Here is a 14,883-nt window from a genome sequence, read left to right as displayed (position 1 = left end):
TTCCGAGAAATCCTTTATTCCAGGGCATCAACCATACTATGAATGGTAGGGACTGTCGCATTTAAAAGCCTTTTGCTTTTTGTTAAAGCATCTCTATAGCCACCGCCGTGGCACCGCCAGTACCATGGCACAGCGCCGCCACGCCTCTCCTACCGCCAACATGAATTAATGCTGATATTAATGTCGTGACTATCCTAGCACCACTGGCACCGAGTGGGTGGCCCAGGGCTATCGCGCCTCCGAATATGTTCATCTTATCATATGGTATACCTAACTCCTTATTAACCAGGACGTAACTACGGCAAAGGCCTCATTAACCTCAAAAACATCTACGTCACTAACACTCCAACCAACCTTATTCAGTAATTTCCTAATCACGTAAATTGGCGCCTCTGGGAATCTCCAGGGCTCAACCATATGCCATGCATAACCAACGATCTTAGCGATAGGCCTTAACCCAAGCTCCTTAGCCTTATCCATCGTAGTTAATAACAACGCAGCTGCACCATCGGATAATTGCGATGAATTACCTGCGGTATGTAGACCATTTGGTCCAAAGGCAGGTTTCAACTTAGCCAGCTTCTCTAGGCTTGTGTCCGGCCTAATACCCTCATCCCTATCCAGGTAAACCCTCTCCCCATTTATCACGGTATCGACAGGTTCAAGCTCGAGGTAGTACTTATTCTCCGTAGCCCTTAGAGCCCTCATATGGCTTTCATAAGCCACCTTATCGAGTTCCTCCCTGGTTATTTCATGCTCCATGGCAACCTTATCGGCCTCCTGACCCATGAGCATCATGTTTGTGGGGGGGTCTGTTAATCCATCATAAATCATCAAGTCTATGAATTTCAAGTCCCTACCGATTAAGTGCTTAATCCCCCACCTAACCTCGTGTGGTAATGCAAGTGGTTGTGTGCTCATTGACTCCGCGCCGCCGGCTATCACCACATTAACATCACCAACCTTAAGGGCCCTAACAGCCTCAATAATTGCCTGCATCCCTGATGAGCAAACCCTATTAACAGTAAACGCGCTGACCTCAATTGGTAACCCAGCGAGTAATGCCGCAAACCTACTGAGGTTTTGCCCCCCCATACCACCCTGGAGTGTCGATCCAAAGACAACCTCATCAATTAATTTACCATCAATGCCCGTTCTCCTAATCAACGCCTTTATTGCCTCAGCCGCTAAGTAGGGTGTCTTCACGTTCTTAAATGCACCACCAAATTTACCAATGGGTGTCCTTACGAAGCCCGTAATGACTATGTCCTGGCTCATACGTTCTTTAGCAATTGATTAAGCAATATTAAGCTTTGTCCATAATTAATTATTAACAATGGCTTTAGACATTAACTAATTTATATTCAACAGTTAAAAAATGTCGTGGGCATCATAAGGATATAACTTAATTACTGGCATTAGTCGTAGGTTCGATGGATATTTTAGAGAAGCTTCATAGCCTCTATGGACGTGAAATCGACGAACAGTTAATCAAATACTTAAGCAAGGAAGTGAGTGAGGAGTTTAGGGATGCCGTGATTTACCAAGTATCCACTGGCGGTAAGAGGTTGAGACCGTTAATAACATTAACGGCCGCGAGGGCTTGCGGCGGTGATTATAGGGCAGCATTACCGGCTGCGGCTATTGTAGAGTTAATACATAATTACTCCTTAATTTATGACGACATAATCGATGAGGCATTACTGAGGAGGAATAAGCCGACGGTTAGGGCTAAATATGGCGATAATGCGGCAATACTAATCGGTATATGGTATAGGGAGGCCATTGAGGAGGCCATACTCGAGACCAGGGATCCAATAGCCTTTGCCAGGGAGACGGCAAGTACAATACGCGCAATAGATGAGGGTGAGCGTCTCGATATCTTACTTGAATATGCAGGGCGTAGAGACCCCCCCTACTTCGCAGAGAATAGGTTGGGGGGGCCCAGGTTATTGAGTAATTGGGAGGCCCTGTACAATACCTACGTGAAGATGATAAGCCTTAAGACGGCAGCCCTGATAAGGACGGCTGCGGTTTTCGGCGCGATGTCTGTCAATGCGCAGCACTGTGTAAATCCGCTGTCTGACTATGGTACGTACCTTGGACTCGCCTTCCAGGTACTAGATGATATACTTGATATTTTTGGTGATGTTAGGAAGTTCGGTAAGGAGATTGGTAAGGACATTAAGGAGCATAAGCTGGGCAATGCAGTAGTTGTCATGGCGCTGAAGGAGTTGGGTGATAAGGATAAGGAGGAGTTACTGGGTATTCTTGGTAAGACCGCGGTCACCAATGACGATGTCAAGAGGGCTGTGGAGATAATATCGAAGACTAATGCTAGGGAAAATGCGTTGAAAATAGCTATGGATTTTGCGGAGAAGTCTGAGAAGGCATTAAATGAGTTGGGAAGTAATGAATTTGTTGATGATCTTAGGGAAATCTTAAGGTTCACTGTAACTAGGGAGTTTTAGTAAATGACGCGTTAAATCACAAATAACCTTCACACTTATAAGCCTGGACCTACGGTATTAATCACCGGAGGAGTTAATGAGACTTTTCATGATGAAATTAGGGGGGGGTAGCGCAATAAGTGATAAGTCAAGACCACTTAGTTACAGGGAGGACTGGGTAAGGGAATTAGGTACATTACTCGCTAGAGAGATTAGCTCAGGTAATAAGTTTGTCCTTGTTCATGGAGGTGGTAGCTTTGCGCACCCCGTGGCCTTGGCCTACGGATTAAGTGCGTATAGAGATGACGAGCAATTAGCCGGAGTTTCTCTTACTTCGGCTGTTCTTAGTTATTTAAGTATGAAAATAACGCTTACATTAGCATCAGTTGGGTTACCCATTTACCCGTTAAGGACAGGCTCAATATACGTAATTAGATGGTAAACCTCAATTACTAATAGAGCCCATGCACATAATGGAATTAATCGAAAGAGGCGTAATACCAATACTTTACGGCGACGTTGTTGCCAGCGATGAGGGCTTCTCCATAATTAGCGGTGATGATATAATGCTAGACCTAGGCTCAAAGTTAAGGCCATCAGCATCGATATTCTTAACTGACGTGCCCGGCATACTTGATGCTGATGGTAATGTCATTAAGCAATTAACCAACGCGTCGGTGGTGAATGAGAGAGGTACGCGTTACATAGACGTGACTGGGGGTCTCATGAGAAAGATACGGTCTGCAATGGAATTAGCCAGGTATACGAGGACCTACCTATGCGCAATTTGGGACTTGGAATCAATAAGTAGAATACTTCATGGGGGGGAGGAGCCCATTAAATGTACGAGGTTTTTACCTGATTAGCTGTTCCCTGATGACGTAAATAATACCTCACTTAAGTACGTACTATTCGTGAGTTGCGAGCCATAGATTATCCCTGAGGCCTCCACGGTATTATAGGCTTAATCACTATTAGCAATGGGAAGTAGACATTACTTGCATTAACACCCAACTTAGTAAGTAATTGTGGTAGTAATGTTCCGTAACCAACAATGAGCACTTGTGAGCCATACGTGTAATTGCCCCAAAATGCCGTTGTTATTACGAAGTTTGGCGATTCAGGATTGAAATTACAAAGCTCATACACATAACTATTGAATTGTTGAATCACCGACAATGTCGCAGGAGCCTGCGTTGGTGGGTTGGGGAATACCACGATCACTACGTTATAATTATGATATTGCGTGGCATTATAAAATATTGGCCAAACATTACATGATTCATCTATTAGGTATGGGTCATTAACTGTTAGGTACATTAGTATGGGTTTCGTATTGTTTATTAACCCTAGCGCTGTGGCGTTTATGAGTGAGTTATTGTATGGATTTATTAATGTTGAGAGCATGTATTTGGTAATAATCGTAGCATTAAGCTCCGTCTGGGTCTGTGATGGCATTGTTAGCTTAGATACCATGCCAGGTAGGAATAGGACTACTATGAATGCTGCCTCACCAAGTATCACTAACGCAAGTGCTAAGTAGAATAGTCTCCCCCCCTACGCCTTTGAGGTCTTTTTGTCTTTCTTGATTTCGCCATGATTGATGAGAGGATCCTATAATAAATTTATTAGGTTAACTCTCCCCACTGGCACTAAAACTTTATAACCAATTCAATGTGCATGCCCTAGTAATGAAGGCATTAGCACTACATGGCTTTGGTTCAAGCCCCCCGAGAAGATAAACTGGCTTATTGGCCCCCTTGAAATCACTAAACCTAGAGGTGATAGCACCAACATACAAAGACTTTGAGGATGGTCTTAATAAGATCAGGGAATTGCTTGAGGGAACCAATGACAGATACATAATCGCCGGCCACTCAATGGGCGGTACAATAGCATTACTTACAGCATCGACTATGGACCGAATCGCATGCGCCATTTCCGTGTCAGGGCCAACCGATAGGTTGGCACAAATTAAGTGGTTACTCTCAGGTGAGCCCGGTAGTGTTAGGAGGAGGACTTATGAGGAATTAGTGAGGATTGATAGTAGGCAGGTCACTGAGGAGTTTCTCACGAAGACCTCGCCAATTAACTACTTAAGGCCTAACCTGCCGCCAATGCTTCTAATACATGGTACTAACGATGAATTAGTAAATATAAGGCAGGTGGAGGATTATTACGAGAGGGCTAAATCCCTTGGTAATGTGATTGAGCTCATAAGGGTTGAGGGCATGCCGCATACACCTAGGGGGGGTAAGGATATTAGGGTAATAGCTAAGGCCATTGAAAGCTTTGTGAGAAAATACTGTTTAAATGCATGATTTAAAGAGGGACAGGCCTAATCAGCTACGTAGGTTTCCAAGTGAGATTCCTCATCAATGTACGGTATCTTAACTAATTTGTGCCCCCCCTTATGAAGTGATAATAATGACTTATGAACCATTGTCTTGCAATCCGAGCACCAATAGAATTCATCCTCATCACTCTCCTCATTAAATTCTACGAAGAATGGGCATTGCCACTCAGTCATGACTAACCTCATGTAGTATGGGCTATCCTTATTCGTGCAAATACCAATATTGTCGCGTAACTCATGAAGTCTAAAGTACCTGCAATTAATACATTTAATCTCCATAATTTCACCCCCCCACTATTTTACTTATAACTAGAGTTAATAAATCTGTCGCAAAATGTAGAAGCGGTATTTCTCTATTCATGCCTATAGATAATAATGCTTAAATTCTTCATCATAATTCAAATGTAATATGAAGCTAACAATAATAAGTGGGAGGGAGGTCGATGAAGTGCTGGATAATGCAGTTGGTGTTGCAGGGTTAATAAATGCCATAGCCACAGCCTTTAGTGATTATAGTTCTGGTAGGGTGAGGATGCCTCAAAGAACGGTTATTTACCTTGATAATGATTGGTGGGGTGTTATGCCCTGCGGTGCACGCAATGCCGGTTTCTCCGTTAAGATAGTTAATGTCATTGAGGGTAATAAAACGCGTGGTTTGCCAACGACCCAGGGAATCGTCGTGCTTATGGATGATATTACGGGGCAGCCATTAGCGGTTATTAATGGTACAGCATTAACGGCGTGGAGAACCGCGGCCGCAACGGCCGTATCAATTAAGTATATGGCGCGAAATACGCACAACCTGGCAATAATAGGTGCTGGATTACAGGCCAGGTACCATTTAATGCTGCTATCTAGGCCTTCCCCATTAAGAGACTATACATATTCTCAAGAACGAGAGGGAGAGCTCTTGAATTAGCGGAGTTAGCCCAGGGTAGAGGCATTGACGCTGTAGTCGTCGATTCAGGCTATGATGCCGTTAAATATGCCGATATCGTGATAACGGCAACAACGAGTAGAGAGCCTGTCATTCGTGGATCATGGCTTCATGAAGGAATGCACATAGCGTCAATTGGCGCACCAGAGGTTAATGCAAGGGAGCTTGATGATGATACTATCCGTAAGGCATCGGTAATCGCCGTTGATTCACGTGTTGCTGTTATGAATGAGACTGGCGATGTAATAATTCCAATAAGGAGTGGATTAATACATGAAAATAATTTAATTGAGATAGGTGAGATAATAAGTGGTGTAAGACAGGGTAGGCTGGGGGGGGAGTGATGATATCACGTTATTTAAGTCGGTTGGTATTGCGGTTGAGGATCTCGCTGCGGCGACTTACATATATAACTTAGTGAAAAGTAAGGGTATGGGTGTCACTGTAGAGCTATAAGGTCTTAATTATATATAAATAATTTGATAAAACCATGCATTCATAGTGGAAAATGTTGGAGAAAAAGATTTATAAAGAGACTCTGTGACACTGATGTTGGTGGTTAACGTGGTGTCTCTCATAACAATTAAGGAGAAGAGTACCGAAGAGATCCTTGAGGATGTTGATATTAAGTACATCCTTAGGTGCATACTTAGGCTCTCACCAACCGAGGTTGAGATTTACTACCTGCTACAGAATAAGGCTAAGGAGCCACTGACCGTGGCTGAAATAGCGAAGGAAATGAATAAGTCAAGAAGTACCATTGAGAGATCTCTGGTCAAGCTTGTTCAGCTTGGTTTAATCGCCAGAAGACCAGTACTTGCCAAGAATGGAGGTTACACGTATGTTTACTACACAAAGCCAATAGACTATGTTAAGCAAAAACTACTGCAGTTAATAAATGCCTATTATGAGAAGTCAAAGCAATTAATTGAGAACTTAACATCAGCCGCATTAATAGAGTCATTAAACAGCATGGCTACTGAGGAAGAGCCAGACAACGGTTCCAATTAAATAATTAACAATAAATTAAAATGATTATTCCTTCCTCCCTAAACCCAAGTCGGTCGACAAATCGCTTAATCCCTCCTCAATCTCGTACATCACAAAATTCATGTCTAACGCCCTATCAACAATCATTATCAACGCTAACTTACCAATGGATTTTACAATCAACAAATCCTGCCCAAGGGATATGACTAATTCAGATAGGTTTGCCTCATTCAGTGCCTTCCTTAGGTTTAATTCGAGGTTCTTTATTGATGATACTATTAATGCGCCTAACCACTTTGGATTAATGTCAACATTGTTTCTCATACCCGACGCTATTGTGAATCCATCCATGGTAACTAAGGCAACGAACTTTATTAAGTCGCTTGATTCTAAAATCTCATTTAGCTTTTGCTGTACCCGCTCAGTTAATGTTCTTCTTGATGGTACACTGCTTGTTGATGATAGCACATTTTCTATTCTAAATATACCTTTTAAATCTTTTATTCATAATACAGAGGTTCAGTTATTTAGAAATGACAATGAAGGCAAAAACATTAATCCTACTGCCCCCCTGACCTCCACTAACTCCTTGTTCACCCTCATTAACCTGAGTGTTTTGTTCGCCCTGGGTTTTCATCCATTGTTCAACGATATCATAACCATAAATTGCCTTAAACATCTCACGTCCTAGCCTTGTCATTTTTAAGGGGTCCATGGTGGGTCAAATACAACATCAATTTCAATATCCTTCGCATCTGGTATTGCTTGTTGAATCGCTGCGCCAACTTGATAACCAAGATTCTCGGATAGTGGACAGCCCACTGCTGTTAGTGTCATCTTTACATGAACGACTTTATCATTATCCATCGTTACTTCATAAATAAGCCCTAAATCATACACATTTATTGGTATCTCCGGGTCATATACATTGCGCAAAATCTCTATTAACTCCTTAACCTTATCGCTGGGCAAATTCGTTTTGAATATTGGTTCCTCAACCTCTTCATTATCTGCAGTGCCTGTAGCTTCTTCATTAGACACTGCCATTAATGATCACCAACAGTGTCACGGAGACTTATTTATAAACCTATCTAGCTTATTGGCGATAATTATTCGTAAAGCAGCCATAAACTACGTAGATGGATTTATAAATGTTATAATGTGGACAAACCTGATGCTTAAAGTACGTAAGGTAGATCCTCTAAATCCTGACAGTTCCATAATTAGGGAGGCAAGTGATTATATAAGACGTGGCTACCTGGTGGCCTTCCCTACGGAAACCGTTTATGGACTTGGCGCAGACACATTTAATGGTAAGGCTTGTTTAATGGTCTTTAAGGCCAAGGGCAGGCCGCCGGATAACCCACTTATTGTTCATATAGCTGATATTAACGAACTTTACAAGGTCGCTATTGATATACCGGAAATCGTATTACCAGTTGTTAAGAGGGCTTGGCCTGGTCCTCTAACATTAATTCTGCCTAAATCACCCGATGTACCTAAGGAGGTCACTGGTGGTCGTAATACGGTGGCCGTAAGATCACCTGCACACCCTGTGGCGCTTGCATTAATTAAGTCCTCGGGAACGCCCATAGCCGCGCCAAGCGCCAATAAGTCAGGTAGGCCAAGCCCAACATTGGCTGAGCATATAATTGAGGACTATGCTAATGATGATGTTGAGATGATACTGCTCGATGCAGGTCCTACGTTTTTCGGAGTTGAATCCACAATAGTGGATGTGACCAGGAACCCACCCGTACTACTAAGGCCTGGTCCCTTCACAATTGATGAATTGAGGTCGCTATTCGGCACTGAAATAATAGTCCCCCCCGAATTTGCGAGGGGTTTGGGAGAGGCTGATGCCGCGTTGGCGCCTGGCATGAAGTATAGGCATTATGCGCCACGTACGAGATTAGTGGTTGTTGAATGTGAAGATTATGGTTCACTAGTTAAGTTATTGCGTGACGTGGCCATGGATTACTTAGATAAGAAACTGAAAGTAGCATTACTAATTACTAAAGAGACGGCTAATGAACTGATGAAGTATCCTGAAATTAATGAATTACCGGTAATAATCCTAGGCTATAGGAGCAACCCATACACAATAGCTGCAGCGCTCTTCGATTCATTAAGGAACCTTGATAAATTAAATGTTGACTTAGGCATAGCGAGGGTATTGAGGAGAGGGGCATTGGATTAGCCGTAATGAATAGGTTGAGGAAGGCATCTGGCTTTTCCATAGTTAAATGTAAAATGTAGGTAATAGGTGATTCAGTAACGTTTTATCATAAATTGAAATCATGAATTAAGTAATGTATATTATTGATGATACATTGTGGATGGATTAAAGTTAAAAACGCGTCATTGATGCCAGTAATGGGTGAATTAGATGATCACAATAATAGGTAGTGGCCGTGTAGGTGCAACCACAGCCGCCTTCCTAATGTTCTTTGAAGTGGATAATGAAATAGTCCTTATAGATATAATAAAGAACCTACCGCAGGGCGAAGCCCTCGATTTGAATCACGCAGCTGCGATACTGGGTAAGTCCGTTAGGTACAGGGGGGGTAGTAATGACTATAAGGATATGGAGGGTAGTGACATAGTAATAGTTACCGCAGGTCTCGCCAGAAAACCTGGAATGACCAGGGAGGAATTAGCTGGCAAGAATGCTGAGATCGTTGCATCAATAGCTGAGCAGATCAAGAAGTATGCGCCGAATTCTATCGTGATAATCACAACAAATCCGCTTGATGCTATGGTTTACGTACTTTATAAGAAGTTAGGCTTTCCGAGGAATAGAGTCATTGGATTTAGCGGCGTCTTAGACTCAAATAGAATGGCTTACTACGCATCCTTACTCATTGGCATAGCGCCTGAATCAATAATACCCGTTGTTCTTGGGCAGCACGGCGAAAACATGTATCCAGTGCCGGAGGCATCCTTCGTATATGGTAAACCACTCACTGAGTTTATAACTAAGGAGCAGTATGACGAGATTGTTAAGAAGACAATTCAGGCAGGTGCAGATATAACAAATCTAAGGGGGGGCTTTAGTAGTAATTGGGGGGGTCCCGCGGCTGGACTCGCCATGATGGTTGACTCAATAAAGAAGGATAGAAAGAGGATATTCGAAGCATCAGTATACTTAGATGGTGAGTATGGAGTAAGGGACGTATTTGCCGAGGTTCCCGTTGTGCTGGGTAAGAATGGTGTTGAGAAAATAATTGAACTTAACCTAAATGATGAACAGAGAAAGAAGTTCCTAGCTAGTGTTGAGGCTATTAGGAAGAACCTAACCCAGGTACCTCCACAGTTCTTATCATAAGAGAGGTAATTAAATAAAAATCATGTAAAATTGCTTACATATTTTCTAATGATATCCTGCAATAAATTAATAATATTTGATAGTATTTCATCATGATTTAGAATATATTTAGTAATGGCCTTTATGGTAATCATAAAATCATTAATGTAATTACTCATGAATTCTGGGTCATTAATTAATGCAATCCCATCTCGCACATTCTTAATGAACTCATTGATTAAAGATATGCTATGCTCATCAAGGCATTTCATCAACCCTGACATATTATTTAATATTCTATTTTCCTTATCCAAGTGATCCCTCAGAGCGTTTAGTAGTTGATCGCGAACTTCCTCGGTATTTCTAGACCTAATTAATAATAGAATTATCATGTAATGCTCTATAACAGCTACGGAATAAAAAGTCATTAAAGCGTTCAATAAGTCTTCGATACATCCCTGATCATTCATTATTAAATATCACTGAGCTGTAATTTTTAATATCACTTCTTCGCGGTCTTTTTAACCTCTCCAATGACTTCTCCATACATGCTTACTGAAAATTGCTTACCGCACTTAGGGCAAGTTATTGATATGCCCATGTTGTACCAGGACTCTCCCATCTCAATCTCAAAGACATGGCCGCAGTATGGGCACTTAGCTCTAATCTTCAATAATCTCTCTGGTACACCGCCTGAGTATTCCCAATCCTCAGGGAACTGCCACTCTTCTCCTTCGCTGCTCATCGAGGGATTGGGCGCTACTTAGTGAATTAAAAACATTTCTATTTACGGATTACGAATTTCGCATTTCCATAAGTTATTTCTCATTACGTGCGAATTTACAATTCAGTTTCAGGCACAATCTAAAATTAGTGTTTTAAATTTTTATAGACCTAGAGACATTGATAATGAGGGTTTGTTCATTATTCTCGGGTGGTAAGGACTCGACCTATGCCCTACATTGGGCCGTACTTAAGGGTTTTGACGTCACTTGCTACTCACGTTAATGCCCCCCCACCGCACTGACTCATGGATGTTTCATTATCCAAATATTGAGTGGACAAGGTATCAAGCAGAGGCGTTGGGCATCCCCCCCAGGTTATTTATGAGACCAGTGGTGTTAAGGATCTTGAGCTTGAGGACCTAAGGATAGCTTTTAACGAAGTAAGAGTAAGTACGGTATCATTGGCATAGTGACTGGGGCTTTGTTATCTGATTATCAAAGGATGATGATAAACATCACGGCCCATGATGTGGGTTTAAGGGTTTACTCACCGTTATGGAGGAAGAACCAAGTCACTTACTTAAGGGATTTGTATCGTCAGGGATTTAGGTTCGTACTAACATCGATAAGTACCATGTATAAGCCCTAGATTATTAGGTAAGGTGTTATCGCTTAATGACATTGAGGAACTAATAAACTCGGCATTGAAGTACGGCTTTAACCCAGCATTAGAAGGTGGTGAGGGGGGGGAGACGTTTGTCGTCGATGCGCCACTATTTAGGTATAGGGTTGTCATTGATGATGGTGAAGTTAGGAAATTGGGTCAATATTCGTGGATTTACATAATTAAGTCCGTGCACTTAGAACCAAAGGTTTTAGATAATAATAAGTTGTAATAATTGAGTCACGCATGAATTATTTACTTAAGAACTGCGACTTTGTATTAACGTGGATTGATAATGAGCTTAAAGTACTTAGGAACGTGGATATAACAATCAGTGATGGGTTAATAATGAATGTAGGTACCATAACCGAGGGCGGATTCGAGAAGGTTAATTGTTCAGGTCATGCTGTAATTCCAGGGCTTGTTAATGCGCATACTCACACACCGATGTCTCTATTGAGGGGTTTCTATGATGACGCCGAATTAATGACATGGCTTAGTAAGATGTGGAGTGTGGAGCGTGAATTGACGAGAGACATAATAGCCCTCGGCAGTGAGTTATCTATTATTGAGATGTTGATGAGCGGTACAACGGCATTCATAGACATGTATCATTACCCAGACGTGACCGCCGATGTAGCGTTAAAGTACGGGTTGAGAGCCGCCTTGGGCCCTACGTTCATAGACACATTAAGGAAGCCTTCATGCGTTGAGAATGAATTAAGAAATTTCGTGGATAAGTATGGTGATTCATCGTTAATAAGGCCGGTAATAAATGTCCATAGTATCTACGCTGTGGGTAGGGATACGTTGCTGAGGATTAAAGATCTAAGTGATGGACTTAACCTGCCAATTCAAATTCATGTGTCTGAAACGAGGGATGAGGTTTATGAGTCGAAGAAGAAGTATGGCGTGTTTCCTGTGGAATACCTAAACTCGCTAGGCTTAATCTCCAGCAAGACTCAACTCGTTCATCTAGGCTGGGTCACTAATTGGGAGTTGAATGTTATAGCCAGGGCTAATGCCCGTGTAACCCACGCACCATCATCAAATATGAAACTAGCCACTGCCGGTCACTTCCCAATGAGGGAGTTAATGGACATGGGTGTTGTGGTGACGTTGGGCACTGATGGACCAGCCAGTAATAATTCCCTTGATATGTTTAGGGAGATGAAGATGGCAGTACTTCTTCAGAGACACTCATATTGGGATGTAAGTATTAAGGCTCTTCATGCATTTAAGGCAGCGACGCTTAATGGTTACAGATTACTAGGTCTTAATGGCGGCTGCATAAACAGTGGTTGCGTAGCAGATCTGGTGTTACTTGACCTAGGTAGCCCAAGGCTTCAACCTGCTAGGTCTGACAATATCCTATCAAATATTGTCTATTCGGCTGATGGCTCGGACGTGGATATGGTGATTGTTAATGGTAAGGTGATTTATGATAGGTCCAGGGATTACCAAGTGCTTAAGGAACGGGCAAGGAAAATCGGTGAGAGACTTAATGACTTCATAAGCAAGTTCCTATAGGGTGGCACCTACTTAGGGGAATGGGTCGTCGGGGAAATGCGCCACTACTACTTTGTCCATGCCCTCCCTACTCCATGCCCTCCCCCCCATAACCTCCGTATTAAATGCCGATGCCACATTACCTGAACCATCAATCGCTATCAACCCAATATTACCTGGACCAAATAGGCTTGTCACGTAATTAACGACCTGCCTAACAGCATCGTTAATCCCAACACCACCTTTAATTAGCATGGCAACTCTAAATGAGGCCATGGCCCTAATGATGAATTCCCCAATGCCCGTGGCAGATACCGCGCATACACCATTCTCGGCCCAGTAACCAGCACCAGGTATTGGTGAATCGCCAACCCTACCGGGCCATTTAAGTATCGTCCCACCCGTCGATGTTGCCGCGGCTAAGTTGCCATCCCTATCAAGCGCCACTGCACCTACCGTGCCCAACAAGCCTAGTTTCCTGGCGAGATCCGTGTTTTTCTCGTACCGTGAACGCAAGTTCCTAATAAGGGACTTATACCTATTAATTTTAGTTTCATTTATTAATTCCGTAGATGGTACCCAAAGACCGAATTGCTTAGCAAGTTCCTCAGCTCCGTCTCCGGTTATTAATACGTGATCCGTCTTCTCCATAACAAGCCTGGCAAGCCTTATCGTATTCACTACATGCTTAACAGACGCCACAGCCCCAACACTTAGGTCCTTACCCCCCCACATGACGCCAGCATCCTGCTCAACCTCACCATATAAATTCAGTACCGACCCCTTACCGGCATCGTATGAACCATCAATCTCCATAGCCGTGACTGCCTCAACAACCATGTCCAGCGCATTACCCCCTCTTAGCAGCCTCAAGACCTGCATTTACGGCATTTACTAAGCCACTCAAGTATCTTCGCCTGTGCTCTTCATTAATGAAGTATCCTAGCTACCAGCGCCTCCGTGAACCGCGATCGTGGCCCTTACGCTCATTAAAATTAGGGTGGTTAGCCTTCCCTTATATTATTTATCATTAGCTATTGTATATTAATGAGTATTACATGGGTAATTCACTAATTTAGGGGCATAAACTGATTTTTAGCCGAGGGCAATATCCATTTAGTATATGTCGAGTAAATTGACGAGGACTGAGGAGTTGGCTGCTAAGCTTTACTTTAATGAGGGACTGAAACCTAAAGAAATAGCTCAGAAACTAGGTATATCCGTGAACACCGTATATAAGGCAATATCCAAGTATAGAGCCTTTGCCAAAAATTCCGACCAGGCACCAAACCAGTTAAGTGATGGTAAGCAACTAAATGGGGGGTAGATGCCCAGGTAAGTGGTAATTCATACTTATTGGGTAATTATGGAAATGTCTTTAACGTAAGTCTATCCATCGTTACGGGAATACCAGATTCTCAGTTAAGGAATAATAATGATTATGTATATGAGGGTGCCTATCAGGGTGAATTAATAAAGGAGTTGAAATCCCTCAGAGAATTAATTGGCAAACTCATTGAGAAGGTTGAGGAGCTTGAGAAAAGAAGTAAGGATGGATGCATCCCCCCCAGTTCAGTGAGGGGGGCAAGTTAACATTATTAGTAATGAGCGGTCTAGTGATGATTCATTACCTGAGTTTATACGAGATAATCCATGGATTGACGTTATTAAGTCAATTCATGCCAATGCATAGTTTCCATAAGTTTCTCCTGAGTTTCACATTGTTTCTCTCTTTCAATTATTAAGAAAGAAACGGTTTATAAAGTATCCCGTAGTTTTTCACTATGTGAAACAGAACGTAGTAACAAACATTCTTTACGCATCAGCGGATACTGCCATAGCCGTACTACTTTACATAGTCTTTCCAATAATACCACTGTACGTTTTCATAACGTTGTTAGCCCTAGTCATGGCATCATCAGCCTCAGGAAGTATGGCTTAACGG

Annotated in this window: 13 protein-coding genes and 7 pseudogenes; 13 read left to right on the top strand and 7 right to left on the bottom strand. The window is 42.4% G+C overall.

Annotated features, from left to right (window positions below; translation table 11 throughout):
* Positions 1-82: 82 nt before the first annotated feature.
* A pseudogene (locus tag JCM11217_RS05050) lies at positions 83-1,278 on the bottom strand (thiolase family protein).
* Between the two features lie 155 nt (positions 1,279-1,433).
* On the opposite strand from JCM11217_RS05050, the gene JCM11217_RS05045 reads away from it, so the two are divergent.
* Positions 1,434-2,471 carry a polyprenyl synthetase family protein gene (locus JCM11217_RS05045; RefSeq protein WP_054842269.1) on the top strand — a complete coding sequence of 346 codons (1,038 nt, stop codon included), beginning with the start codon at positions 1,434-1,436 and terminating at the stop codon, positions 2,469-2,471.
* Between the two features lie 91 nt (positions 2,472-2,562).
* A pseudogene (locus JCM11217_RS05040) lies at positions 2,563-3,316 on the top strand (isopentenyl phosphate kinase).
* Between the two features lie 67 nt (positions 3,317-3,383).
* Here the strand turns inward: JCM11217_RS05040 and JCM11217_RS05035 are convergent.
* Complete coding sequence (locus tag JCM11217_RS05035) at positions 3,384-3,974, bottom strand: hypothetical protein (protein WP_243678412.1); 591 nt, start codon at positions 3,972-3,974, stop codon at positions 3,384-3,386.
* Positions 3,975-4,201: 227 nt separating this feature from the next.
* On the opposite strand from JCM11217_RS05035, the gene JCM11217_RS05030 reads away from it, so the two are divergent.
* The gene (locus tag JCM11217_RS05030; RefSeq protein ID WP_243678411.1) at positions 4,202-4,771 is read left to right on the top strand and encodes an alpha/beta fold hydrolase; all 570 of its coding nucleotides are present in this window, start codon (positions 4,202-4,204) and stop codon (positions 4,769-4,771) included.
* Between the two features lie 17 nt (positions 4,772-4,788).
* Here the strand turns inward: JCM11217_RS05030 and JCM11217_RS05025 are convergent, their stop codons facing one another.
* The gene (locus JCM11217_RS05025; RefSeq protein WP_054842268.1) at positions 4,789-5,085 is read right to left on the bottom strand and encodes a hypothetical protein; all 297 of its coding nucleotides are present in this window, start codon (positions 5,083-5,085) and stop codon (positions 4,789-4,791) included.
* 130 nt (positions 5,086-5,215) lie between these two features.
* Here JCM11217_RS05025 and JCM11217_RS14025 point away from each other — a divergent pair, with 130 nt between their 5' ends.
* From JCM11217_RS14025 to JCM11217_RS05015, 3 genes and pseudogenes are all read left to right on the top strand, one after another.
* Positions 5,216-5,725, top strand: a complete 510-nt coding sequence (locus JCM11217_RS14025) for a hypothetical protein (RefSeq protein ID WP_243678410.1) — start codon at positions 5,216-5,218, stop codon at positions 5,723-5,725.
* Positions 5,689-6,199, top strand: a pseudogene (locus JCM11217_RS14020) (hypothetical protein). The gene JCM11217_RS14025 and the pseudogene JCM11217_RS14020 overlap by 37 nt, the downstream one beginning before the upstream one ends.
* A gap of 93 nt (positions 6,200-6,292) precedes the next feature.
* Entirely contained in the window at positions 6,293-6,754 is a 462-nt protein-coding gene (locus tag JCM11217_RS05015; protein WP_054842267.1) for a helix-turn-helix domain-containing protein, read from the top strand.
* Positions 6,755-6,778: 24 nt separating this feature from the next.
* Here the strand turns inward: JCM11217_RS05015 and JCM11217_RS05010 are convergent, their stop codons facing one another.
* On the bottom strand, positions 6,779-7,201 hold the full coding sequence (locus JCM11217_RS05010) for a hypothetical protein (RefSeq protein ID WP_054842266.1): 423 nt from the start codon (positions 7,199-7,201) through the stop codon (positions 6,779-6,781).
* 55 nt (positions 7,202-7,256) lie between these two features.
* Positions 7,257-7,780, bottom strand: a pseudogene (locus tag JCM11217_RS05005) (metal-sulfur cluster assembly factor).
* Between the two features lie 127 nt (positions 7,781-7,907).
* Between JCM11217_RS05005 and JCM11217_RS05000 the strand changes: the two are divergent.
* Positions 7,908-8,992, top strand: a pseudogene (locus JCM11217_RS05000) (L-threonylcarbamoyladenylate synthase).
* Between the two features lie 130 nt (positions 8,993-9,122).
* Complete coding sequence (locus tag JCM11217_RS04995) at positions 9,123-10,061, top strand: malate dehydrogenase (protein WP_054842265.1); 939 nt, start codon at positions 9,123-9,125, stop codon at positions 10,059-10,061.
* A 481-nt stretch (positions 10,062-10,542) separates the two neighbouring features.
* On the opposite strand, the gene JCM11217_RS04985 is transcribed toward JCM11217_RS04995, so the two are convergent.
* On the bottom strand, positions 10,543-10,785 hold the full coding sequence (locus JCM11217_RS04985; RefSeq protein WP_054842263.1) for a hypothetical protein: 243 nt from the start codon (positions 10,783-10,785) through the stop codon (positions 10,543-10,545).
* Positions 10,786-10,949: 164 nt separating this feature from the next.
* Between JCM11217_RS04985 and JCM11217_RS04980 the strand changes: the two are divergent.
* Positions 10,950-11,661, top strand: a pseudogene (locus JCM11217_RS04980) (diphthine--ammonia ligase).
* A gap of 14 nt (positions 11,662-11,675) precedes the next feature.
* On the top strand, positions 11,676-12,959 hold the full coding sequence (locus JCM11217_RS04975; RefSeq protein ID WP_243678409.1) for an amidohydrolase: 1,284 nt from the start codon (positions 11,676-11,678) through the stop codon (positions 12,957-12,959).
* A gap of 12 nt (positions 12,960-12,971) precedes the next feature.
* Here the strand turns inward: JCM11217_RS04975 and JCM11217_RS04970 are convergent.
* Positions 12,972-13,928, bottom strand: a pseudogene (locus JCM11217_RS04970) (isoaspartyl peptidase/L-asparaginase).
* A gap of 133 nt (positions 13,929-14,061) precedes the next feature.
* On the opposite strand from JCM11217_RS04970, the gene JCM11217_RS04965 reads away from it, so the two are divergent.
* The 3 genes from JCM11217_RS04965 (at position 14,062) to JCM11217_RS14015 (ending at position 14,880) form a co-directional block, all read left to right on the top strand.
* Positions 14,062-14,265 carry a helix-turn-helix domain-containing protein gene (locus JCM11217_RS04965; protein ID WP_054842261.1) on the top strand — a complete coding sequence of 68 codons (204 nt, stop codon included), beginning with the start codon at positions 14,062-14,064 and terminating at the stop codon, positions 14,263-14,265.
* Between the two features lie 29 nt (positions 14,266-14,294).
* Positions 14,295-14,531, top strand: coding sequence for a hypothetical protein (locus tag JCM11217_RS04960; protein WP_054842260.1), 237 nt, complete (start codon positions 14,295-14,297; stop codon positions 14,529-14,531).
* A 193-nt stretch (positions 14,532-14,724) separates the two neighbouring features.
* Positions 14,725-14,880, top strand: coding sequence for a hypothetical protein (locus JCM11217_RS14015; RefSeq protein ID WP_243678408.1), 156 nt, complete (start codon positions 14,725-14,727; stop codon positions 14,878-14,880).
* Positions 14,881-14,883: the final 3 nt, after the last annotated feature.

Source organism: Vulcanisaeta distributa JCM 11217 (assembly GCF_001316005.1).
GTDB lineage: Archaea > Thermoproteota > Thermoprotei > Thermoproteales > Thermocladiaceae > Vulcanisaeta > Vulcanisaeta distributa_B.
Note: the sequence above shows the minus strand (reverse complement) of the source record. Positions and strands in the feature narration are given on the sequence as shown.